This window comes from Thermomonas sp., from assembly GCF_047606765.1.
Lineage (GTDB): Bacteria > Pseudomonadota > Gammaproteobacteria > Xanthomonadales > Xanthomonadaceae > Thermomonas.
The window spans coordinates 1-23,765 of record NZ_JASGED010000034.1; the positions used below are offsets into that span (position 1 = coordinate 1).

The 23,765-nt window shown below is 65.2% G+C and carries 20 protein-coding genes; 8 read left to right on the forward strand and 12 right to left on the reverse strand.

Features of this window, described 5'->3' with window-relative positions; genetic code table 11:
- Nucleotides 1-127: 127 nt before the first annotated feature.
- On the reverse strand, nt 128-532 hold the full coding sequence (locus QM612_RS03520) for a hypothetical protein (RefSeq protein ID WP_415252514.1): 405 nt from the start codon (nt 530-532) through the stop codon (nt 128-130).
- Nucleotides 529-1,017 (reverse strand): glutathione peroxidase, encoded by a 489-nt coding sequence (locus QM612_RS03525; RefSeq protein ID WP_415252515.1) that lies wholly within the window; start codon nt 1,015-1,017, stop codon nt 529-531. Before QM612_RS03525 ends, QM612_RS03520 begins: the two co-directional genes overlap by 4 nt.
- A gap of 147 nt (nt 1,018-1,164) precedes the next feature.
- Here QM612_RS03525 and QM612_RS03530 point away from each other — a divergent pair, with 147 nt between their 5' ends.
- Nucleotides 1,165-3,348, forward strand: a complete 2,184-nt coding sequence (locus QM612_RS03530) for a M3 family metallopeptidase (RefSeq protein ID WP_415252516.1) — start codon at nt 1,165-1,167, stop codon at nt 3,346-3,348.
- A gap of 77 nt (nt 3,349-3,425) precedes the next feature.
- Here QM612_RS03530 and QM612_RS03535 read toward each other — a convergent pair whose 3' ends face one another.
- From QM612_RS03535 to QM612_RS03575, 9 genes are all read right to left on the reverse strand, one after another.
- Nucleotides 3,426-4,232, reverse strand: coding sequence for a class I SAM-dependent methyltransferase (locus tag QM612_RS03535; protein ID WP_415252517.1), 807 nt, complete (start codon nt 4,230-4,232; stop codon nt 3,426-3,428).
- A 108-nt stretch (nt 4,233-4,340) separates the two neighbouring features.
- Nucleotides 4,341-8,954, reverse strand: a complete 4,614-nt coding sequence (locus QM612_RS03540) for a DEAD/DEAH box helicase (protein WP_415252518.1) — start codon at nt 8,952-8,954, stop codon at nt 4,341-4,343.
- Nucleotides 8,955-9,068: 114 nt separating this feature from the next.
- Nucleotides 9,069-9,887, reverse strand: a complete 819-nt coding sequence (locus tag QM612_RS03545) for a PdaC/SigV domain-containing protein (protein ID WP_415252519.1) — start codon at nt 9,885-9,887, stop codon at nt 9,069-9,071.
- A 148-nt stretch (nt 9,888-10,035) separates the two neighbouring features.
- The gene (locus QM612_RS03550) at nt 10,036-10,245 is read right to left on the reverse strand and encodes a cold-shock protein (RefSeq protein ID WP_374357576.1); all 210 of its coding nucleotides are present in this window, start codon (nt 10,243-10,245) and stop codon (nt 10,036-10,038) included.
- Between the two features lie 348 nt (nt 10,246-10,593).
- Nucleotides 10,594-11,310 carry a pseudouridine synthase gene (locus tag QM612_RS03555; RefSeq protein ID WP_415252520.1) on the reverse strand — a complete coding sequence of 239 codons (717 nt, stop codon included), beginning with the start codon at nt 11,308-11,310 and terminating at the stop codon, nt 10,594-10,596.
- Between the two features lie 26 nt (nt 11,311-11,336).
- Entirely contained in the window at nt 11,337-12,896 is a 1,560-nt protein-coding gene (locus QM612_RS03560) for a tetratricopeptide repeat protein (protein ID WP_415252521.1), read from the reverse strand.
- Between the two features lie 100 nt (nt 12,897-12,996).
- Complete coding sequence (locus QM612_RS03565; RefSeq protein WP_415252522.1) at nt 12,997-13,269, reverse strand: GNAT family N-acetyltransferase; 273 nt, start codon at nt 13,267-13,269, stop codon at nt 12,997-12,999.
- Between the two features lie 26 nt (nt 13,270-13,295).
- Nucleotides 13,296-13,904 carry a rhomboid family intramembrane serine protease gene (locus tag QM612_RS03570; RefSeq protein ID WP_415252523.1) on the reverse strand — a complete coding sequence of 203 codons (609 nt, stop codon included), beginning with the start codon at nt 13,902-13,904 and terminating at the stop codon, nt 13,296-13,298.
- A 3-nt stretch (nt 13,905-13,907) separates the two neighbouring features.
- Entirely contained in the window at nt 13,908-15,512 is a 1,605-nt protein-coding gene (locus tag QM612_RS03575) for an oligopeptide:H+ symporter (protein WP_415252524.1), read from the reverse strand.
- A gap of 100 nt (nt 15,513-15,612) precedes the next feature.
- Between QM612_RS03575 and QM612_RS03580 the strand changes: the two genes are divergently transcribed.
- The 5 genes from QM612_RS03580 (at nt 15,613) to QM612_RS03600 (ending at nt 20,065) form a co-directional block, all read left to right on the forward strand.
- Nucleotides 15,613-17,391, forward strand: coding sequence for a M14 family metallopeptidase (locus QM612_RS03580; protein ID WP_415252525.1), 1,779 nt, complete (start codon nt 15,613-15,615; stop codon nt 17,389-17,391).
- Nucleotides 17,375-18,247, forward strand: coding sequence for an endonuclease/exonuclease/phosphatase family protein (locus QM612_RS03585; protein WP_415252526.1), 873 nt, complete (start codon nt 17,375-17,377; stop codon nt 18,245-18,247). The genes QM612_RS03580 and QM612_RS03585 overlap by 17 nt, the downstream gene beginning before the upstream one ends.
- 98 nt (nt 18,248-18,345) lie before the next feature.
- Nucleotides 18,346-18,840 (forward strand): ribonuclease domain-containing protein, encoded by a 495-nt coding sequence (locus QM612_RS03590; protein WP_415252527.1) that lies wholly within the window; start codon nt 18,346-18,348, stop codon nt 18,838-18,840.
- Nucleotides 18,837-19,271, forward strand: a complete 435-nt coding sequence (locus QM612_RS03595) for a barstar family protein (protein WP_415252528.1) — start codon at nt 18,837-18,839, stop codon at nt 19,269-19,271. The genes QM612_RS03590 and QM612_RS03595 overlap by 4 nt, the downstream gene beginning before the upstream one ends.
- Nucleotides 19,272-19,276: 5 nt before the next feature.
- Nucleotides 19,277-20,065, forward strand: a complete 789-nt coding sequence (locus QM612_RS03600; RefSeq protein WP_415252529.1) for a queuosine precursor transporter — start codon at nt 19,277-19,279, stop codon at nt 20,063-20,065.
- Nucleotides 20,066-20,189: 124 nt separating this feature from the next.
- Here the strand turns inward: QM612_RS03600 and QM612_RS03605 are convergent, their stop codons facing one another.
- Nucleotides 20,190-21,518, reverse strand: a complete 1,329-nt coding sequence (locus QM612_RS03605; RefSeq protein ID WP_415252530.1) for a DEAD/DEAH box helicase — start codon at nt 21,516-21,518, stop codon at nt 20,190-20,192.
- Between the two features lie 336 nt (nt 21,519-21,854).
- Between QM612_RS03605 and QM612_RS03610 the strand changes: the two genes are divergently transcribed.
- Together QM612_RS03610 and QM612_RS03615 are read left to right on the forward strand one after the other, a co-directional pair.
- Complete coding sequence (locus QM612_RS03610) at nt 21,855-23,570, forward strand: FecR domain-containing protein (RefSeq protein WP_415252531.1); 1,716 nt, start codon at nt 21,855-21,857, stop codon at nt 23,568-23,570.
- Between the two features lie 3 nt (nt 23,571-23,573).
- Nucleotides 23,574-23,765: hypothetical protein (locus QM612_RS03615; protein ID WP_415252532.1), on the forward strand; the 192-nt coding region annotated here is incomplete at its 3' end.

A 23,765-nucleotide genomic window follows, 5' to 3' on the forward strand; every position in this document is an offset into this window, starting at 1 on the left:
CACCTCGCGCCGCGTCTGCTTGCGCTTGCCAATGGATTCCGCATCGCCGAAGGTGAGTTGCATCATGATCGCCTCACTGGAGCCGGATCAATTGTGGCAGGATTGATAGGAGTTGTTCAGACCTTCCCTAGCGCATCCCGTAGCGCAGCCAGACTTCGGCCTCGGCTTCATTGCTGAACATGCGGATGTCGTAGCCACGCTCGCGTGCCAGCAGTTCGGCATATTCGATGCGTGACATTTGATCCAGACGTCCTTCCACATAGGCCAGCCGCACCTGCTCCAGCCCGTGCCCGGAGATGGCGTCGAAGAAGCGCTGCAACTCCTCCGGGCCCATCGCCTCGCCCTGCATCGCGTCCAGCGCCAGCAGTTGCTGCGCGCCGCGGGCACGTACTTCCTCCGCGATCCGCAGCCAGTATTCAACGCTGACCCTGTGCCCCGTGTCCTCACCGCCGATGATCCGCACGCGCAGCCTTGGCGCTTCGTATTCGAACTCCAGCCGGTAACCCGCACCCTCGACAACCTTCACCGTCATTCCGCCAGCGCCTTTTCGATGTCGCGCACCAGCGATTCGGGCTTGTCGGTCGGCGCATAGCGCTTGCGCACGCGACCATCGCGCCCGATCAGGAACTTGCTGAAGTTCCACTTGATCGCATCGATGCCAAGCAGGCCACCCTTCTGCGATTTCAGCCATTGCCACAGCGGATGCGCGTTCGCGCCGTTCACCTCGACCTTGGCGAACATCGGAAAGCTGACGTCATAGGTCAGCGAACAGAAATTGCGGATCTCGTCGGCATCGCCCGGCTCCTGATGACCGAACTGGTCGCAAGGAAAGCCCAGTACCACCAATCCCTTGTCGCCGTAATCGCGCCAGAGCTGCTCCAGCCCCGCGTACTGCGGGGTGAAGCCGCACTTGCTGGCGACGTTGACGATCAAAAGCACCTTGCCGCGCCATTGCGACAGCGGCTGGGGACTGCCGTCAAGGGCAACGGCATCGAAATCGAAAGCGGTCTTTGACATGGGGCGCGTCGCGGGGGAATCGAAGCGGCGCGTATTGTCGCCCCTTTTGCGGCCCCATGCGACCGCCGCGCGCCCCTGCCATTGGGCACGCGACAAGCCGGCGCGGCTGGGCTAGTCTTCGCGGCTGACTCGCAACACACCATGACCATGCCCAAATCCGCCTCCCGCCTTGCCCTTGCCATCACCGCCGCCCTCGCCATTGGCGCACTGGCCGGCTGTGACAAGCCCACGACCGCCGCCCCCACGGAACCCAGCACGATGACCGACAGCGCCTACAGCGGCGTGTTTGCCCAACCCAGCACCCTGGATCTGAACTACCCGCAGTTCGACAAGATCAAGGACAGCGACTTCGGCCCGGCCTTCGATGCGGGCATGGCCCAGCAGTTGCAGGAGATGCAGGCAATCGCCGACAACCCGGAAGCGCCGACCTTCGAGAACACCATCGTGGCGATGGAGAAGAGCGGCCAGGTGCTGGGCCGCGCCAGGGACGTGTTCTACAACCTGGTGGGCACCGACAAGAACGACGCGCGCGAAAAGATCGAAGAGGACTACGCGCCGAAGTTCTCCGCGCATGGCGATGCCATCGCGCTGAATCCCAAGCTGTTCGCCCGCATCAAGACGCTGTACGACGCGCGCGACACGCTGGGGCTGGACGCCGTTGACCTGCGCCTGCTGGAACGCCGCTACCAGGACTTCGTGCGCGCGGGCGCAGCACTGGACGATGCGCAGAAGGCGCGCATCCGCCAGATCAATACCGAGCTTTCCACGCTGGGCACCAAGTTCGACCAGAACGTGCTGGCCGAAGTGAACGACTCCGCAGTGATTGTGGACGATGCCGCGCAGCTCAAGGGTTTCACCGACGAGCAGATCGCCTCTGCTGCCGAAGCTGCCAAGGCGCGCGGGCAGGACGGCAAGTACGCCATCGCCCTGCTCAACACCACCGGCCAGCCTGCCCTGTCGCAACTGGAAGACCGCGCACTGCGCCAGCGCCTGCATGAAGCCTCGGTGGCGCGCGGCAGCCGTGGCAACAAGTTCGACAACACCGGCATCATCGCGCAGGTGCTGAAGCTGCGCGCCGAACGCGCCAAGCTGCTGGGCTACGACACCTACGCCAACTACGTGCTGGCCGACGAGACCGCCTCCAATCAGGGCAAGGTCAACGCCATGCTGCGCGAGCTTGCACCGAAGGCCGTTGCCAACGCCCGCCGTGAAGGTGCCGAGTTGCAGGCGATGATCGACAGCACCCAGAAGGCCGCTGGCCAGCCCGGCTTCCAGCTTGCGCCGTGGGACTGGTCGTTCTACAGCGAGAAGGTGCGCGCGGCGAAGTACAGCTTCGACGAATCGCAGCTCAAGCCCTACTTCGAGATGAAGCGCGTGCTGGAGGATGGCGTGTTCTTCGCCGCCACCAAGCTGTACGGCATCACCTTCAAGGAACGTACCGACCTGCCGAAGTACCACCCCGATACCTGGACGTACAACGTCTATGACAAGGACGGCAGCCTGCTGTCGATCTTCATCTGGGATCCCTACGCACGCCCGTCCAAGCGCGGCGGCGCGTGGATGAACACCTACGTGGCGCAGTCCGCGTTGCTCGGCACCAAGCCGGTGGTCGCCAACCATCTCAACATTCCCAAGCCCGCGCCCGGCAAGCCCACGCTGATGACATGGGATGAGGTCACCACCGCCTTCCACGAATTCGGCCACGCCCTGCACGGCTTCTTCCAGGATGTGCGCTATCCGTATTTCTCGATGAACGTGCCGCGTGACTTCGTCGAATACCCCTCGCAGGTCAACGAGATGTGGGCCGACTGGCCGGAAGTGCTGGCCAACTACGCCAAGCACCATGAAACCGGTGCGGCCATGCCGCAGGAACTGCTGGACAAGGTGATCGCCGCGTCCAAGTTCAACCAGGGCTTCGCCACCACCGAGTATCTGTCTGCGGCGATGCTCGACCAGCGCCTGCATCAGGCCCCGGACGACAAGATCCCGACCGCGGACAAGGTGATGGCGTTTGAAGCCGACGCGCTGAAGGCCGACGGCTTCGACTACGCCCCGGTGCCGCCGCGCTACAAGACGCCCTACTTCAGCCACATCATGGGCGGCTACGCGGCGGGCTATTACGCCTACATCTGGTCGGAAGTGCTGGGCGCGAACACCACCGTCTGGATCCGCAACAACGGTGGCCTGACGCTTGCGAACGGCGACCGCCTGCGCAAGTTCGTGCTGGCACCCGGCGGCGAAATCGAAGCCGGCAAGTTGTTCCCGAACTTCGCAGGCTACGAGGCGAAGATCGAACCGCTGCTGGAACAGCGTGGCCTGACCAGCAAGTAAGCCGTTGCGATAACGCTGCAAAAACGCCGCCCTCGGGCGGCGTTTTTGTTTTTGGCGTCAGCAAAAATGAACCGGTGCTATTTTCGCCGCATCAGGATCATGTCCTGATGCCGACCAAGCCCGCCTTCCGAATGGGAGACCAGTTCAAAGAACTTGCCCCAGTGCCGTTCCACGTATTGCTTCGAATGAAACGTCGTCTGATAAAAATCAGGCAAGCCATCGAGCTTCAATGCACCACTTCTGTCCACTCTGAAATGGATGCCATTTCGCTCGATTTCTGCAACTTCTTCCTTCGTGCACGAATCCATCGCGAATCGCCCATGCGTCGTCGCAAGGACAAATCCACCCGGTTTCACGATTCGCCGCAGCTCTTGCAGCCACTTGTCCTGCATCTCAGCGTCCAGATGCGTGAACAATGAGATGCAATACACGAAATCAAAGCCCGCATCCGGAAAATCCGTAGGCGGTTCAGCATCATTCAGATGGAATGAGGCGACCTCTTGCAGATTCTCACTTGCCCAACCGATAGCTTCCGCATCGATATCACTACAGTGAAGCATGCAGGACGGAAACCGCTGCTTGAGCCAGAAGGCAACGCGGCCAGGCCCTGATCCAAGATCAAGCACCTTTTTTCCATCCAGCGTTAGACCATTCCGTTCCAGTGCAACCGCAATATCATTTGCGATGGCCTGACCGACCTGCTGATAGCTGGTCAAATCAAACGCACGATGCACCCGGTACCGCAATGCAGGCGGTGGAAATTTTGAGCCGCGAACATAGGCAGCGTTCGCACGCACCAGTTGCTTTTGATGTTGCCAATATCTGAAAAATCCAACTGCCTTGTACAAGAATGGAATCTTTCTGGCTATCTTCCTGACTTCCATCAACCGATCCAATACAAATTGTTCTGCACGGCAAGAGCGGCATAGTATCTTCCGCCAGCACGCAAGCAAACCGATGACGACTGCAGCAACTTCTGCGCGTTTGCAGTGTCAACGATGCAAGCCCAGCGGATCGGCGATTGGCCTTGATCCGGGTGATTGCCGGCCCTGCGCGCCGGGCTCGCGCAGCAGCGCGACTTTCGCCGCGTGTTCGTCTTGCTGCGGCAGGCCCGGCAATGCGCGGAACTCGCCCGCCACCAGCGAGGCGATGGGGATGCCGTCACGCAGCAGCAGGCGCGCACCGGGCTGGCGCGGGATCTTCTCGCCCGCAAGCAGGGTGCCGGCAAGATTGAGCGGATCGCTGGCGGAGACCGCGATCATCGCGCCGTCAAACGGACGCTTGCGGATCGCGCGCAGCGCCGCCACCGCTTCCGGCAGTGCAAACTGCTGGCCGACCACGCCGGCGATGAAGCGCCCGCCACGGATTTCGCCGCGCGCTTCCAGCCGCTGGTATTCGCGCAGCAACTCGCGCCACGGCGGCAGCCATTGCGCTTCGCGTTCCAGCAAGCGCCAGCTGACCACGCCGTAGCGGCGCAGCAGGACGCGGGCGACGTGTTCGAAGTCGTCTTGCTCCCTCCCCTTCTGTGAAGGGGAGGGCTGGGGTGGGGGTGGTTCCTCCAAGCGCACAACCCCCTCCCGACCTCCCCCTTCAGAGAAGGGGGAGGAGAGGAATGCGCAGCGCGTCAACGACCACCTTCCCGCATCCGCGATCCCTGTCAGTGAAGCCCGCCTCCCGTTGCGCGCATAGCTGGCGGGTTTCTTCGCTGCCGGCAACAGCAGCGCACGCAGGCCGGAGAAGCTGTCGCAACTCACCCGTCCACGTGCAACCAGTTCGGCCAGCGCATCTTCCAGCTCGGTTTCAAGCAAACGCGAGGCATCGACCATTTCATCGAAGAACAACGCGCCGCGTTCGCGCAGGCAGTCCTCGACCTTCTGCGCGCGTGAGGACAGCGGCGCTTCCTCGCCCGTTTGCTGGCGCGCAGCCAAGCGCGTCCACACACCCAACTCGCGACGCGGCAGCAGCACGATGGGCGCGGCGCGTACCAGGGTCGCCCCGCCCTCGCTTCCCATGCGCAGCCGCGTCCATGCAATGCGGCCCGCGCCGCAGAGATCGTCCAGCCAGCCAATGGAATAGTCCTTCACGCGGGCGGGCAGCAGTTCGCTTTCCCACACGCCGGCGGCAGCCTCGAAGCCTTCCAACTGCGCAAGCACGCCGGCCAGCGCCTCCGGCCCCTGCACGCGGGTAGCAGGCGACAGACGCTGCCAGTCGCACAGGAAGCGCACGTAGTCACGCACGGCGACGGGTTCGATCTCGCGCCGCAGCCGCGCCACGGTATTGCGATGGATGCGCGCCAGCAGCAGGCGTTCGCACCATTCATCCTGCGCCGCGTCGGGGCGAAAGCGGCCACGCATGACATAGCCTTCCTGTTCCAGCGCCAGCAATGCGAAGTCGATCCCATCGCGTGACGCGGCCAATGCTGCAGCCAGTGTCTCCGCCGTGGTAACGCCCGATGCCGAAAGCCGGCTGCGCACCAGTTCGCGCAGCGCGTCCTCGCGCGTCCAGTCGATGGCATGGCTGGCCGGGACTTCAACATTTGGTTCGATGGCCGCGTCGGCATGCAGTGCGCGCAGTTGCGGCAATCGTTCGGTGGCGACCCATAAACCCTCTCCCTTCGGAAGAGGGTGGTCCGAAGGACAGGGTGAGGTTTCGGCACGTTCGGCAATTTCGGCACCCCGTACCCTCTCCCCAACCCCTCTCCCGGAGGGAGAGGGGTTCAACAGCGTGGCACGGCCATCCTTCGCCAATGCCTGCAGCAGCGGCATCCAGTTTGATGCCTCCGCCTCGCTCATCGTGATCGCGCCCAGCGCCATCAATGCGTCGTGCATCTCGTCCGGTGTGCCGGCCAGCGGCCAGGCGTCCTCGGCCACCGCGTCGATTGCGCCTGCATCCAGACGGCCAAGATCATCGGCCTGCGCCGGGTTTCCAAGCCCGCGCGACACCACCGCACGAGTACGGCGTTCTTCCAGCGGCGCATCGTCGAGGAAGGCGTAAGGCCGTGCGCTCAACACTTCGGCGGTGAATGGCGATGGCCCGGTCAGGTCACGCGCTGTGACCTGCACATCGCCTGACTCCAGCCCGCGCAGCAGCGCCAGCCAGCCATCGACATCCATCGCTTCATGCAGGCAGTCCTGCAAGGTCTGCGCGACCAGCGGATGGTCGGGCACTTCGCGCTCGCCGATGATGTTTTCAAGGCAGGCGACCTGGTCCGGGAACACCGTCGCCATCAGGTCTTCCGACTTCATCCGCTGCAACTGCGGCGGCACTTTCTTGCCGCCGGTGAAACGCGGCAGCGCCAGTGCGGTGGTCGCGTTCCAGCGGAAGCGCGCGGGGAACAGTGGCGCGTCCAGCAATGCCTGCACCAGCACGTCCTTCGCGCTGGCCGAATGCAGGTAGCCGATCACTTCGATCAACGGGAAGCTGTGACTGGTCGAAAGCGACAGCACGATGGCGTCCTCGGTCGCCGCCGCCTGCAGTTCGAAATTGAACTTGCGGCAGAAACGCTTGCGCAGCGCCAGCCCCCACGCCTTGTTGATGCGGCTGCCGTATGGCGAATGGATGACAAGTTGGGTGCCGCCGGATTCGTCGAAGAAGCGTTCCAGCGCGATGTGTTGTTGCGTGGGCAGCATGCCAAAGCCGGCAAGCTGTGCGGCCACATACGTGCCGATCTGCGATGCGGCGGAATCGCCCAGTGCGAGTTCGTCGCGCAGCCAGCGCAGCGCACTCCCCTCTCCCTCCGGGAGAGGGGCCGGGGGTGAGGGTTCGGGTGCTATCGAAGCAACATCGGTCTCCGTACCCTCTCCCCAACCCCTCTCCCGGAGGGAGAGGGGCTTTCCCATCAGCCGTGCCTGCAACTCCTCGCGCAGGCGCGACACGCTGGCCGACAGTTCGATGGTGCGCCCCGGCGCTTCGCCCAGCCAGAACGGGATGCTGGGCGGCTGGCCCTGCGCGTCCTCCACCCGCACCCGCCCGCTTTCCACCCGCAGGATGCGGTAGCTGGCATTGCCAAGCTGGAACACGTCGCCCGCCATGCTTTCGATGGCGAAGTCCTCGTTGACCGTGCCGATCTGGATTGCCTGCGGTTCCAGCACCACGGCGTAGTCGCCAACATCGGGGATGGTGCCGCCCGATTGCGTGGCGGTCAGGCGCGCGCCCTTGCGCCCACGCAGCTTGCGGTGTACGGCATCGCGATGCAGATAGCTGGCACGCTGGCCGTAGCGGGTGGAGAAGCCGTCGACCAGCATTTTCAGCAGCGCGTCGAAGTCCTCGCGCGGCAGCGCCGCATACGGCCATGCGCGCTGCACCAGCGCGAACAGTGCGTCCTCGTCCCATTCGCGCGCGGCCACCTCGGCCACGATCTGCTGCGCCAGCACGTCGCGCGGCGCGGGCGGCATGATGAGTGCGTCCAGCTCGCCACGACGCACGCTGTCCAGCAGCGCGGCGCATTCCATCAATTCATCGCGCGACGTCGGGAACAGCCGCCCCTTCGGCACGCCGCCAACGTGATGGCCGGCGCGCCCCACCCGTTGCAGGAAGGCCGCGATGCTGCGCGGCGAACCCAGCTGGCAGACCAGATCAACATCGCCAATGTCGATGCCAAGTTCCAGCGAAGCGGTTGCCACCAGCACCTTCAACTCGCCGCGCTTGAGCCGCTGTTCGGCGTCCAGCCGCAGTTCCTTCGCCAGCGAGCCGTGGTGCGCGGCGACGTGCTGCTTGCCCAGCAATTCGCCAAGATGCCGCGCAGTGCGTTCGGCCATGCGCCGGGTATTGACGAAGACCAGCGTGGTTGCGTGCTGTTCGACCAGTTGCGCGATGCGCGCATACACCAGCTCCCACTGCGCATTCGACATCACCGCTTCCAGCGGCACCGGCGGCAGCTCCAGCGCGAGGTCGCGCGTGCGGGCGTGGCCGATGTCGACGATGGCGCAGTCGCGCTCGCCCGCGCCGGCGAGGAACTTCGCCACCTCTTCGATCGGCTTCTGCGTGGCCGACAGGCCGATGCGCGTCGCGCGTTTGCCGGTCAGTGCGTCCAGCCGCTCCAGCGACAGCGCCAAATGGCTGCCACGCTTGTTCTGCACCAGTGCGTGGATTTCATCGACCACCACCGTACGCACGCCGGCCAGCATCGCCCGCCCGGATTCGGAGCCCAGCAGCACGTACAGCGTTTCCGGCGTGGTGGCGAGGATGTGCGGTGGCCGCTTGCGATGGATCGCGCGCTCGGCCTGCGGGGTGTCGCCGGTGCGCACGGCGGTGCGGATATCCACGTCCGGCAGGCCCAGCGCGGCCAGTTCGGCACGGATGCCGTCCAGCGGCGCATCCAGGTTGATGTGGATGTCGTTGGACAGCGCTTTCAGCGGCGACACATACACCACAAGCGTCCGATCCGGCAATCCGTGCGACAGCCCTTCGCGCACCAGCGCATCGATGGCGGTAAGGAAGGCGGTCAGCGTCTTGCCGGAGCCGGTGGGCGCGGCGACCAAGGTGTCGCGGCCACTGGCAATCGCCGGCCATGCCGCGATCTGCGCCTCGGTCGGCGCGGGAAACGCACGCGCAAACCAGCCGGCAACGGCGGGGTGGAACGATTCAAGCGCAGGGTGCGCGGCCATGCCGGCATTATCCGCCCCGCCTCGACAGCCGGCCTGAACGGAATGGACGAAGTCGAAACGGATCTGCGCGTTCACCCGCGCAGCTTGCGCGGGCGGCGTCTCAACCGGTGAGATTCAGCCCGCGCGGAACAGCGCCTTGTACTCCGGCGCGACCAGCGGCAACAGCAGCTGCGCCGGCACATCGACCGTGCGCGTGCCTTCCGCATACGGCGCAACCTGGTACGGCGGAAACACGAAGCGCAGCACGCGGATGCTGCCGTCGGCATTCATCACCGGCTCGAAGCGGGCGAAATTGGCTGCTTCCGGCGCAGTGCCGGCATCGATCATGCGGCTGCCATTGCGCAGCGCCTGCGAACGGGCATCGGCTTCCAGCCCTTCATCGTCCAGTTGCTGCGAAAGCTCGGTCATCAACTGTTCGCGGACAACATCCGACACCGTCTTCCAGCCGGCGGCATCGGCAATCAACTGGTCTGCCGTCAGCAGCTTCTGCTGCTGCGGCAGCCACACGAAGCGCTCGACCAGCGGATTGCCATGCGCGCCGCCGGTGTAGCTGCTGCCGTCTGCGGCCACCGACACGATGCGCGGGGTCTCCGCCAGACTGCGGAACTGCAGGCTGAGGTCGTAGGGTGCGGCCGGCTTCTGGCCGTTCAGTGCCGCGACCGACTGCATCAACTCGCCACGCGCACGCTCTGCATAGTCATGCAAGGCGCGGGCCAGTTGCGGATATTTGGATGCCACGTCCGGATAGCTGATGCCCACGATGTAGTCGGGCCTGGTTTCGATCACGTCCTTCAGCTCGACCGGCGCGAGCGGCGCATCCGCCTGCGCGGCAGGCGTGGCGGCTTCATCGACAGGCGCAGGCAGGGCGTCATCGCGCTTGCAACCGGCCACAACGGCCAGCGACAGGGCGAGCAACAGGAAGCAACGGAACATGGGGAATGGGCGGGACATGCTTGCGTGCAATCGAAAACCGGGGGAATAAGGCGTGACCAGAAGCGCCACGGTGCAAAGCGTGACATTCCTGCGCACAAAGAAAAAGCCCGGCCAGTGGCCGGGCTTTTCTGCACGATGTGCGAGTGGCTTACGAAGCCTGCACTTCATCGGCCTGCAGGCCCTTCTGGCCCTGCACAACCTTGAAGGTGACCTTCTGGCCTTCCTGCAGCGACTTGAAGCCGGTGCCCTGGATCGAGCGGAAGTGGACGAAAACGTCCGGGCCGCTTTCCGGGGTGATGAAGCCAAAGCCCTTGGCGTCGTTGAACCACTTGACAGTACCGGTCTGACGATCCGACATGTTTGTTACTCCTGATAACAGTTTGGAAATGGACACACGACCCGGTGAAGGGCCGCGACTGTCGAGCAAGGGGTAACGCACACGATGTAGCGGATCTCGATGGATCTACCGCATCGGGTCACGATGTACCGTGATCCCGCTTGAAACAGTGGGCGCACCATACCCTGTTTTCGGGTGCAAATGTGAACAGGCGGCAAGTTTTTTTCAGCCGGGCCTCAACGCCTTTCGGGGTGTGGCCCCGAGCGCGCCATGGACGGCGCGCGCCCGCGACATCAGTCCTGGATGACTGGATCGAGCGGCGGGGCCATTCCCCGGAAGGCGGTGAGGTGCCTGAAACCTGCCCGCCGCCTACCAATCCGCGTGGTCGGGCAGCAGCCCGCGCAGCTCCGCATCGGTCAGGTTGCGCCACTGGCCGGGCTTCAGATGGCCCAGCTTGATGTTGCCGATCCGCGCCCGGTGCAACTGCTTCACCCGGTAGCCGAAATGCGCCGCCATCAGCCGGATCTGCCGGTTCAGGCCCTGCACCAGCACGATCCGGAAGCCGAACCGCCCCAGCTTGCCGGTCTTGCACGGCAGCGTGGCCTGCCCATGCACGGGCACCCCGCCGCGCGCCATTGCGCGCAGGAACTCGTCGGTGACCACATGGTTCACCGCCACCAGATATTCCTTCTCCAGCTTGTTCTCCGCACGCAGGATGCGGTTGACGATGTCGCCATTGCTGGTCAGCAGGATCAGGCCTTCGGAATCCTTGTCCAGCCGGCCAATCGGGAAAATCCGCTGCTGGTGGTCGATGAAATCGACGATGTTGCCCTTCACCCCCGATTCGGTGGTGCAGGTGATGCCTTCCGGTTTGTTCAGCGCGATATAGACGTGCCGGCGCTGGCCCTTGGCTGCCGTACGCGCGGCCAGCGTGTTGCCGTCGATGCGGACTTCATCGCCCTCGCCCAGCTCCGCGCCGATGCGGGCGCGGATACCGTTCACGGTCACCCGCCCTTCCGAAATCAGGCGGTCGGCCTCGCGGCGGGAGCAGAAGCCGGTGTCGGCGATGTGGCGATTCAGGCGCATGGGGCGGGCATTCTACGCGCCCAGCGTCATTTCGCCTTCGCGGGTGCGGAACGCATGACAGGATTTTTGCGCCACTCGGCAAGCCGCTGCAGGAACCACGCCTGCGGCGGATCCTTGGGATCGGCGCGTTTCTCGAAATCCACGATCAGCTGCTCAGGTATGACGCCATTGATCGCACCCTCACTCTGCACCCGATACATCCGGGCGCGTCCATCATCCGGGTACTCGCGGATCAGTCGATCCAGATAGGGCTTGGCCTTGATGCTGCCCTCTTTCGGCGTCAGCCCGGCGTCATACATCCACATCGTGACCAGTTCCCGCAGCGAAGCCTGGCGCTGCTCCGAATCCTCGACCGCCTTCAGGTAATGCGGCTCGGCCTGCTCCGGACGCTTGCTGTTGTAGTAGGCGCCGCCGGCGAGGTAATGCAGCCACGTGCTGTCCGGATCCTTCCTGAGCGCGATCTCGACATTGCGCACCGCGATATCGGGCGCCTCCCTCACCATCGCCCAGGAAATGATGCGATGCGTCCATTCCTCGCGCTCGCCGAATCGAGCCGCCTGCATCGCGTAGGCCAGGCCCTTCCATGGGTCGTGAACGCCCTTGGCATCCTTGTCAGCGATCCTGGCGACCTTCGCCGCATCTTCCAGATAGTCCTCGTTGGAACCGATCCGCGCGGCGATATCGAGGATTTCCACCGCCTCGATGGTGAACTCATCTTCCGCGTACAGGCGATTGCCACGGTCACCATAGGGCGCGGCCATTTGCCGCGCCAGTATCGGGCGTGCCGGCAGCAGGGGCCGCAATGATTCCGCGTAAGCCAGCATCGCCTCGTAGGAACCACCCCAGCGCGGCTGCAGCGATGTCATGCGGGTATCCACCAGATCCTGGCAGCCCGGATCGATGGCATTGGCGGCCTTGAACGCTTCCTGCTCAAGTTCGGCACGCGAATCCCTGTATGCCAGAACCAGCATGCTGTTCCAGGCTTCAATGAAACGCGGATCAATGGCAACTGCCTTGCGGTAGAGCGGCAAGGCCAGCTCGTATTGCGCCGTCATCTCGCGCAGGTTCTCGCGCGGGGTTTCGGACGCCCATTTGCCTCCGCGTGCGCGCCCTGCCTTGCCGGAGTGGTAATTCCCACGCGCGGTCAATGCGTAGGGGCTGTCCGGCTTCGCCTGCAGCCAGGCTGTCGTGATCGCGTCCGCATCTTCCGAGCGGAACTGCCGGAAGAAGTAGTGGATTTCCTCACCCACGTCTTCATGGCGCGCATGCACGCCATCGATACGCCGGACGTAAGCTTCCAGCTCGTCGGCCTTGCCAGCCTCCAGCAATTTGGCGGCGTCCGCCATCGGCATCGCCCGCACCGAATGATCCATGCAGTGCGCACGCACATGCCCTGCCGGCCACTGGTTACCCGGCAAGTCCGGATATGCAAGGCAACGCTGCAGTGGGTCGGCGATGCGCTCGGCAGCGACCGCCTTGATCAGGTAATCACGCCAAGGTGCGGGCGCGTCCTTGAACAGTTCGGCTTCCGGCTTGGCTGAAACCTTCGGCGGCTCGTCGGCACCCGCCCATGCGGACGCACACATGCACGCCAGCGCCATTCCCGCCCACCATGTTCGCCGCATCCGCCCACCCTCAGACTCTGGATGCGCGCATCATGCCATCGATGCGGAAGGTGCAGCCCCTTCAGGCGCGCAGGCCGTCGAACTCCGGATGCCGGCGCAGCCAGGCATCGGCATAGGAACACTGCGGGTCGATGCGCAGGCCTTCGTTGCGGGCGTGCAGGGCAACGGCGCGCATCAGTTCACCGGCAATGCCGCGCCCGCCGATTTCCGGCGGAACGATGGTGTGGGTGATGGCGATGGCGCTGTCGCCGGACACGTAGTCGATGCGGGCGGTATGACCATCCACGATGGTGACGAAGCGGTGGTGGGCGGCGTCATGGCGGATTTCGCTCATCGCAGTCTCCTTGGAATGCAGTTGCGTCAGTTCAGCAGGGTTGCCTTGAAGTGGCTGAAAATGGCCGGCTCCAGCAGCAAGGTGAACAGCACGCCATAGGCCGCGCCCCACAGGTGCGCGCTGTGGTTGACGTTGTCGCGGCCACGGCGATCCATCCAGATGCTGTAGCCGACGTACAGCACCGCAAACAGGATGGCCGGGATCGGCACCGGGATCGGGAAGATGATGAGCTTCGACCACGGATCGAACAGGATGAAGGCGAACAGCACCGCCGACACCCCGCCGGATGCCCCCAGGCTGCTGTAGTTGGCGTCACGCCGATGCGCGAGATAGGTGGGCAGGATCGAGACCACGATCGCGGACAGATAGAACAGCAGGTAGCCCACCGGCGTGATCCACACGGAGAACACGCGCTCCACCGATCGGCCGAACGACCACAGCGTGATCATGTTGAACAGCAGGTGCATCCAGTCGGCATGCACGAAACCGTAGGTCAACAGGCGGTCGTACTGCTTGTGGCGTTCGATGGCGGGCGGCCACAGGATCAGCCGCCCGATCAGCGGCTTGTCGTTGAACGCGAGCCACGACACCAGCACGGTGACGGCGATGATGAGGATGGTGACGGAAAGTTGCATCGGTCAGATGGCCCGGTAGTTGTCCTGCATCGGATAGATGCGGGCGTAGGCGGCAAATCCAAGCGCCGCCACGAAGGCGAAGCCGGCGAAGAAGAACATGAAGAAGGCGTTCTGGCCGATCCCCGCCGAAGCCAGCGCATCCACCACGGACGGATGCTGCTGGGCCACATTGGCCAGCAGCACCCACAGGTTGCCGAAGGTCACGGCCAGATACCAGAACGCCATGATGACGCCTTTCATCGACGCGCTGGCCTGGCTGTAGGCAAACTCCAGCGCGGTTGCCGACAACAGCACCTCGCCCAGGGTCAGCACGATGTAGGGCGCGACCTGCCACGACAGCGAGGTCTGCGCGCCGCCATCCAGATTGAGCTGGATCAAGCCAGCCATGATCGAGGCCACGCCGGCCAGCGCAATGCCCGTGCCCATCCGGCGCAGCGGCGTGGGTTCGATGCCGATCCTGCGCAGCAGCGGATACAGCACGATGTTGTTGAACGGGATCAGCAGCAGCACCAGCAGCGGGTTCAGCGCCTGCATCTGCCCTGCTTCCTTGACCAGCCAGCCCGGCCACCACCACACGCCTTCGGGCATCGCCATCGTCCGGCCCTGCAATACCCACGTACTGGCCTTCTGGTCGAACACCGCCCAGAACGGCGTGGTCAGCGCGAACACGATCAGGATGCGCAACACCGCGCGCACGCTGTCCACCGCCGCATCGGCATGCTGGCCGCGTGCGCGTTCAAGCTGCATCGACACGCCAACGCCGCCCAGCAGAATCAGCAGGCCCAGCGCGATGCACGCGCTGATGACGAAGTCGAACTTCGCCGGCCAGAACGCTGGGCCGGTGGCGAAGCACAGCATGACCAGCACGGCCAGCACCACGCCTGCCACCGCCACGATCAGCCCCGGCCTGCCCTGTCCCGGCGCATGCGACAGCAGCGCGGTGCGGGCGACGTTGCCGAACGCATCCGGGTCTTGCCCGCGCGTGGGTGGCACGCGCACGTAATGCCTGCGGCCCAGCCAGAACACCAGCGTGGCGATGAACATCAGGATGCCGGGAATGCCGAACGCCACCGCCGGCCCAAGATTGCGCAGGAACAGCGGCATCAGCAGCGAAGCGAAGAAGCTGCCGAAATTGATCGTCCAGTAGAAGGCATCGAAGACGACTTTCGCCTTGCCCTTGTTGCTCTGGTCGAACTGGTCCCCAACAAAACTGACCACCAGCGGCTTGATGCCGCCGCTGCCCAGCGCGATCAGGAACAGGCCGGTGTAGAAGCCGGTCTTGTCGGCCTCGAACATGGCCAGGCAGGCGTGGCCGGCGCAGTAGATCAGCGAGAACCAGAGGATGGTGTTGTATTTGCCGAACCAGCGGTCGGCCAGCCAGCCGCCCAGCAGCGGGAAGAAATACACGCCGATGACGAAGCTGTGGAACACATGCTTGGCCGCGCCTTCGCGGCCCGCTTCCGGCAGATAGGCCAGGATCACGCTGCTGACCAGGAACTGCACCAGGATGTTGCGCATCCCGTAGAAACTGAAGCGCTCGCAGGCCTCGTTGCCGATGATGTACGGGATTTGCCTTGGCATGCGCGAAGCGGCGGCAGTCTGGTTCATGCATGAATCGCCTGTCGGAATGCGGCAAGCCTAACCGATCACGGATCGCACCCGACTGCGGCAGGCGGTTACCATCGCCAGGCCCACGGGAGAACCACGCATGCGCCGACTGACCGTACTTGTTACCGCCATCGCCCTGTCCACCGCCATCGCATCGCCTGCGCTGTCTGCGCCACAGGATTTATCGACCCACGCGCAGCGCAGCGGCTTCCTGCAAACCGGGCGCTATGACGAGGTGATCGCGCTGTGCGATGCCTTCCAGCAGGCCTATCCCGCCAGCGTGCGCTGCTTCGACTTTGGCACCACGCCGCAGGGCCGCCCGATGAAGGCGCTGGCCGTGTCCACCACCGGCGCGCTGACGCCGCAGGCCGCGCGTGAACGCGGGCTGCCGGTAGTGCTGGCGCAAGGCGGCATCCATGCCGGCGAGATCGACGGCAAGGACGCCGGCTTTGCCCTGCTGCGCGACCTGCTGCAAGGCCACGCCGGCAAGGGGCTGCTGGACAGGCAAGTGCTGCTGTTCGTGCCGGTGTTCAACATCGATGGTCACGAGAACTTCCGCGCATGGAACCGCCCCAACCAGCGCGGCCCGGAGCAGATGGGCTTTCGCGTCACCGCCCAGCGCTACAACCTCAACCGCGATTACATGAAGGCCGACAGCCCGGAAATGCAGGCCATGCTGGCGTTGGTGAACCAGTGGGATCCGCTGGCGATGCTGGACCTGCACGTGACCGATGGCGCCAAGTTCCAGCACGACGTTTCGATCACCGGGGAGCCTGTCAATTCCGGCGACCCGGCACTGCGCCGCGCCGGGCGCGAACTGCGCGACGGCATCCTCGAAAAACTGAAGACGCAAGGCTCCAGACCGGTCGGTTTCTATCCCAGTTTCGTCGAAGAAGACGACCCCACATCCGGCTTCGTGGAAGGCGTCAGCACGCCGCGCTTCTCCACCGGCTATTTCACCCTGCGCAACCGGCTGGCAATCCTGGTCGAAACCCATTCCTGGCGCACCTATCCCGAGCGCGTGCGTGCCACCTACAACGCGGTGCTTGACGCAATGCAGCTCGTTGCAGCACACGGGCCGCGCTGGCAACAACTTGCGCGCGAGGCAGACGCACGCGCAGCGAAACTGGGCGGGCAGCCGGTAACGCTGGACTATCGCGTCACCGACGAGGCAAAGACCATCGACTTCCTCGGCTATGCCTACACCCGCACGCCATCGGAGATTTCCGGCGCGGACATGACCCGCTATGACGAAAGCACGCCGCAGACGTGGAAAGTGCCGCTGCGCGACGTGGTGGTTGACGGTAACGTGGCAACCGCGCCGAAGGGCGGCTATCTGGTGCCGCCGGAGCATGCCGCCGCCGTGGCCCGCCAGCTGGACATCCACGGCATCACCTATCGCAGGCTGGTTGCACCACAAACGCAGGCGCAGGTGCAGGTATTCATGGCCGACAGCGCGCAGTTCACGCCCGCATCGGTGGAAGGCCACCAGCGCGTGACCCTGAAAGGCGCATGGCAGGACGCAAGCGCCGACATCGCCGCAGGCAGCCTGTTCGTGCCCACCGCGCAGCCGAAGGCGCGGCTGCTGGTCCACATCCTCGACCCGATGGCCCCCGATTCCATGGCCGCATGGGGCGCGTTCAACAACGCCTTCGAACGCAAGGAATACATGGAGGCCTACGTGGCCGAGGAAGAAGCGCGCAAGATGCTGGCGAACGATCCGGCGCTGAAGGCGCAGTTCGAGAAGAAACTGAAGGAGGATGCGGATTTCGCCGCCAGCCCGCAGGCACGGCTGGACTTCTTCTATCGCCGGCACCCGGCATGGGATGCGGACACCAACCGCTATCCGGTGCTGCGCACCGATGTCGCGCCGCAATGACATGAAGCGACGCGGCGCACTGCACTGGATCGCGGCCACCGCGTCGATGGCGATGCTGGCGGGCACCGGCTGCGCAGGGATGCGCGCGACACCGAAACCCGCGCCGGTGTTCTCCCTCGTCACCTTCAACCTCTACCACGACAAGGCCAACTGGCCGGCGCGGCGCGCGCTCATCATCGACGGATTGCGCAGGCTGAACCCCAGCGCCATCGTCCTGCAGGAAGTGCTGCAGCACGGCAGCCTGCGCAACCAGGCCGAAGACCTGGCGGAGGCGCTGGGCTACCGCGCGTACTTCATCTCCATCGATCCACCCGGCAACGCACGACGCTACGGCAATGCCATCCTGACCCGGCACCCGGTGCTGGCGCGCGACTGGACGAAGTTGCGGCCGCTGGGCGATTCGCGCACCGCCGGCATGGTTCGCATCGAGGTCGATGGCCATCCGCTCAACATCTACGTCACCCATCCCAATTACCAGGACAACGCCGACGGCACGAGGATGCGCATGCAACAACTGGGCGACCTGGCGGACTTCATCTCGCGCACCGCCGGCGAGGCACCCTCGATCATCGCCGGCGACTTCAACACCGCATCGGGCACGCCGGAACTGGCGCGCATCGAGGCCGGCTTCGATGATGCGTACGATGTCCTGCACGGCCGCAACGACGCACCGCCCACGCTCAATCCGCACTACTTCCCGGACGACCGCCGCCGCATCGACCACGCCTACCTGCAGCGCGGCCGCATCATTGCGCTGGAGGCGCGCAACGTGCTTGACCATGCGGATGCGGCGGGCCACTGGCCCAGCGACCATTTCGGCGTGTACGTGCGCGTCGCCTTCGCGCCACTGCACTGAGGCTCAGCAATACTCGCACTTCCTGTTGCGACGCTTGCCTGCGCGGGGCGTCCGGCCCATTCTGCCCACACTTTCCCGCCCCGGACAGCACTCCTTTGATGCGACAACGCGAACTCATCCCCTGGCTGCTGGTCATCATTCTCGCCGCTGCCGTGTGGTGGCTGTGGCCAAAGCCGGCTGCGCAACCATCGGTATCGATGCCGGCACCGCAGGCATCGGGCGCACCGGCATCGACGCATGCTTCGGAACCACTGGCCGGTGTTGAAACGCCAGCAGTTGAAGCCGAAACGCCATCGCCCAATGCTACGTTGCCCGCCTTCCTGCCGAAGGAAGCGCATGCCACCATCGCCCTGATCCAGCGTGGTGGCCCGTATCCGCATCGCCAGGACGGCAGCACCTTCGGCAACCGCGAAGGCCACCTGCCACGCAAGCCGCGCGGCTGGTATCGCGAGTTCACCGTGGAAACGCCGGGCCTGCGCCATCGCGGCGCGCGGCGCATCATCACCGGCGGCGATCCGCCACGCGAGTGGTATTACACCGACGACCATTACGACAGCTTCCGTCGCTTCGACCTGCAAGGAGGCATGCAATGACCGATTCCGGCTTCGACCTGGGCCTTGACGATCCGCGCCAGTCCGGCGTGTTCTTCGTCACCGCCGATGACATCGCCACCCTCGACATGGCCGCGCGCGACGCCGGCCTGCTGACCCGGCGCATCGACCTGCGCGGCTGCAACAGCAAGGCCACGCTGCTGCTGCGCATCGGCAACGCGCTGGACTTCCCTGCCGGCAGCGGCCGCAACTGGGATGCCCTCAGCGACATGCTGCGCGACCAGTCCTGGCTGCCCGCTTCCGGTTATGCACTGCTGTTTGAAGATGCCGGGCAGTTGCGCGATGCCGACGAAACCGCCTTCGACACGCTGCTGGCCGTGCTGGAGGAAGCCTCGGAAGCGTGGGCAGACGCCGATGTGCCGTTCTGGGCGTTCCTTGCCCTGCCCGAGGACGATTTCGCGCAGGAGGAATGATGCCGATGGACGCGCCTGCCACGCCGCAAAACCTGCTGGGTGATCGCGCCACCCGCCTGTTCGTCGGGCTGGCGGCATTCTTCTGCGCCAACGCGGTGCTGGCGGAGTTCATCGGCGTGAAGATCTTCGCGCTGGAGGACACGCTGGGCATCGCGCCGCTGCACTGGAACCTGTTCGGCCAGAGTGGTTCGCTGAACTTCACTGCCGGCACGGTGATCTGGCCGATCGTGTTCATCATGACCGACACAATCAACGAATACTTCGGCAAGCGCGGCGTGCGATTTGTCAGTTGGCTGGGGGCAGGATTGGTGGCCTACGGCTTCGTGTTTGCCTACATCGCCATCCACCTTGCACCTGCGTCGTGGTGGGTGGGCGCGGCATCAGCGCAAGGCGTGCCGGACTATCAGGCGGCCTACGCGGCGATCTTCGGCCAGGGCATGTGGATCATCGTCGGCTCGCTGGTCGCCTTCCTGCTGGGCCAGTTGATCGACGTGCATGTCTATCACCGGATTCGCAAACGCACCGGCGAACGGCATGCGTGGTTGCGGGCGACCGGCTCCACGGCGGTATCGCAGCTGATCGACAGTTTCGTGGTGCTGTACATTGCCTTCGTGATTGGCCCGCAACAGTGGCCGACGTCGTTGTTCCTCGCCGTCGGCACGCTGAATTACATCTACAAGATGCTGGCGGCGATTGCGCTGATTCCGCTGCTGTACCTGATGCGTGCAGGCATTCGCCGTTATCTGGGCGAAGCGCGTGCGGCGCAGTTGCGGGAGCAAGCCGCGACAGGTTGAAGCCTGCCGCGTGCAGGTCATGTGCCGAGCAAGCTCGGCACCTACAAAGCATTACTCCGGTTTGTAGATGCGGAGCTTGCTCCGCATGCGACGCTTGCCGTGGGCGTGATGCGGGCTTGAGGCATTACACCCGCGAACCGCGACGCTCGCCGCCCGGACGGCCATTGTTGCGCTGGCCTTCGCGTGCGGGCTTCGGCCCGGTGTGCGCGTGGGCATGCGCCTCGGGGCGCTGCGGCTTGCCATGCGGGCGGCGGTTGCGCGCCGGGCGCGGGCCGCGCGGCTGTTGCTTGAACGGCTCGGCATCGGTGCGGATCGCGCGCGAAGGCTCGAAGCCCTGCACCGTCTCCATCGCGATCTCGCGGCCCAGCAGCTTCTGGATCTGACGCAGCAGGCCGGCTTCGTCCGGCGACACCAGCGAGATCGCCTCGCCAGTCGCGCCGTTGCGACCGGTGCGACCGATGCGATGCACGTAATCCTCGGCCACCATCGGCAGGTCGTGGTTGATGACCAGCGGCAGGTCGGGGATGTCAAGGCCGCGCGCGGCCACGTCGGTCGCCACCAGGATGCGGGTCTTGCCGCTCTTGAACTCGCCCAGCGCCTTCTGCCGCGCCGCCTGGCTCTTGTTGCCGTGGATCGCAAGCGCCGGCAGGCCGGCCTTTTCCAGTTGCTCGGCAAGGCGATTGCAACCGTGCTTGGTCTTGCCGAACACCAGCACCTGTTCGGTGTGGCGGCGGGCCAGGATGTCGATCAGCAAGTCGCGCTTCTTCGCGGAATCGACCGGATGCGCGTGATGGCTGATGGTTTCGATCACGGTGTTTTGCGCCGCCACCTGCACCTGCTGCGGCTCGCGCATGAACTCCAGCGCCAGCGCCTTGATGCGCGGCTCGAAGGTGGCCGAGAACAGCAGCGTCTGCCGCTGCTGCGGGACGTGCTTCATCACCCGCTTGATCGAAGGGAGGAAGCCCATGTCCAGCATGCGGTCGGCTTCGTCCAGCACCAGCATCTGCACGTCACCGAGCTTGCAGGTGCCGCGATCCAGGTGATCGATCAAACGGCCCGGGCAGGCCACCAGCACGTCCACGCCACGACGGAAGGCGTCGATCTGCGGCTGCATGCCCACGCCGCCGAACAGCGAGGTCACGTTGATGCGCAGGTACTTGGCGTAGCTGCGCAGGTTGTCGGTGATCTGCACCGCCAGTTCACGGGTGGGCGTCAGCACCAGCACGCGCGGACGGTGCAGGCCTTCGGGCTTCGGCATCGCGGCCAGCTTCTGCAGCAGCGGCAGGCCGAACGCGGCAGTCTTGCCGGTGCCGGTCTGGGCACCGCCCAGCACGTCATGGCCGGCCAGCACCAGCGGGATCGCCTGCGCCTGGATCGGGGTGGGGGTTTCGTAGCCGTAGTCGGCCAACGCGCGCAGCAATGCAGGCGCAAGGCCCAGGGTTTCGAACGTCATGTTGATAGCTCCATACATGGCAGCCGTCGCGCAACGCCGCGCGTGCCGCAAACGGCGGCACGGGCGCGAGGCACCTGACGACTGGCTTGCCCGAACCATCCAGTCCGCGTTGCGGGCAAAGTGTTGTGCGGCTGCCGGAGGTTCCGGGCCGTGTCTGCGCGACGAAAGACGTGCGGGAGAGGACGCCACGGGGAAGCCCCGGGGCCGGCCTGCCAGGATCGTGACCTGCGCGATGCAGGGGCAGCCGTGTTGCAAACGGGGCCAATTGTACGGCGAAAACCCACCGCTGGGCTACAATTCGCGGTATTCAGCGCGGGGACGCAAGGCTTGACCAGCATGCATTCAGTTACCGGCACGCCATCGCCAGCCGGTTTCGCAGGGGCGATGCCCGCCCGCAATCCGAATCACCCGCGCGCATGGATGCGGTTGCTGATGTTGCTGGCACTGCTGTCCGCCGTCTTCGTTTCGCTGTCCGCGCAGGCGCAGGAATGGCGCTACCGGGTGCGCCCGGGTGACACCGTCTGGGATCTGGCCACCACCCACATGCGCCAGGATGTGCCGTGGCAGAAACTGCAGGCACACAACAGGATTGCCGACCCTGCCGTCCTTACGCCCGGCAGTACCCTGCTGTTCCCGGTGGCATGGTTGCGCTGGCAGCCTGCGCAGGCGGTGGTGGTCGCGGTCAACGGTGCCGCCGTCGCCAGCCGCAGCGGGCGTTTCGACGATGCCATCGCGGTGACTCCCGGCCTGCGTCTGGGCATGGGCGCGGCCCTGCGCACGCCGGCGGACGCCAGCCTGTCACTGCGTTTTGCCGATGGCTCGCAGTTGCAATTGCAGGGCGACAGCGAACTGCATCTGGACCGCCTCACCGCCTATGGCAAGACCGGCATGGTCGATACCCGCCTGCGCCTGCCACGCGGGCGCGCCACCAACAGCGTGCGCCGCAACCGTGGCCCGGGGTCGCACTACATCATCGAAACCCCGGGCCTGATGTCCAGCGTGCGCGGCACCGAGTTCCGGGTCGGCACCGATGGCAGCCGCAGCCGTTCGGAAGTGGTCGGCGGCAAGGTGCAGGTCAGCGGTGGCGGCGGCAGCGTGCTGGTGGCCGCAGGCCGTGGCACGGCCACCGATGCTTCCGGCAAGCCGGCCAGGCCCGTGCCCTTGCTGCCCGCGCCCAACATCACCGGCTGGCCCGCCCGCATCGACAGGATGCCGGCCACGCTGGCATGGCCTGCCGTGGACGGTGCCGCCAGCTACCGCCTGCAAGCCAGCACCCATGCCGATTTCCGGGTGCTGCAACAGGACGAAGTGATTGCCGCTACGCAGGCGCGATTGCGCGTGCGTGACGAAGGCGAAGTGTTCCTGCGCCTGCGCGCCATCTCCGCCGATGGTTTGGAAGGGCTGGACGCCACCCACGCAGCAGTGATTGCCGCACAGCCCGCAGCGCCGTTCGTGATCGCTCCGGTCGAAGGTGGCCAGGCCGCAGGCCCGCGTCCGCGCCTGCGCTGGACGGATTCCGATGACGACGGTCTGCGCTACCGCGTGCAGGTCGCCACTGATGCCGGCTTCGCTGCACCGCTGGCCGAAGCCGACGATCTTCGTCGCACCGAATGGCGCACGCCCATCGATCTACCGCCGGGCCATTACGTCTGGCGCGTTGGCGCGACCGATGCCAGCGGCAAGCAAGGCCCGTGGAGCGATGCCATCGCTTTCGACCTGACTGCCGCTGCGGAAGGCCCGGGCGTGGAAGCCAGCAAGGACGACGGCACCTTGCGCGTGCGCTGGCCCAAGGCCGAAGACGGCATGCGCTATCGCTTCCAGTTGTCGCGCGATGCCGGCTTCGCCACCACCGAAATCGACCGCGTGCTGGACGACAACGCCATCGACCTGCCCGACCTGCGTTCCGGCACCTGGCATATGCGCGCCTGCGCGGTTGAAAGCGACGGCTACGAGCATGCCTGGGGGCAGACCCAGGTGGTCAAGCTCGGCTGCCTGCCCTGCCGCATCCTGGCCGGTGCCGGTGGCGCTGCCCTGCTTCTGCTGGCGCTCTGACGCATGCCGATGTCACGCGCCCGCTACTGGCTGATCCGGCTGCTGCTGGCAGTCGCGGTGGCCGTGGGCGTGCTGCTGATGTCGCGCTTCGAGGTTGCGCGCCCACTGGACAACTGGCTGTACGACCGCATGGTCGCCGGCCTGCAGCAGCCGGTGGATGACCGCATCGTGCTGGTGGTGGCCGACGACAAGAGC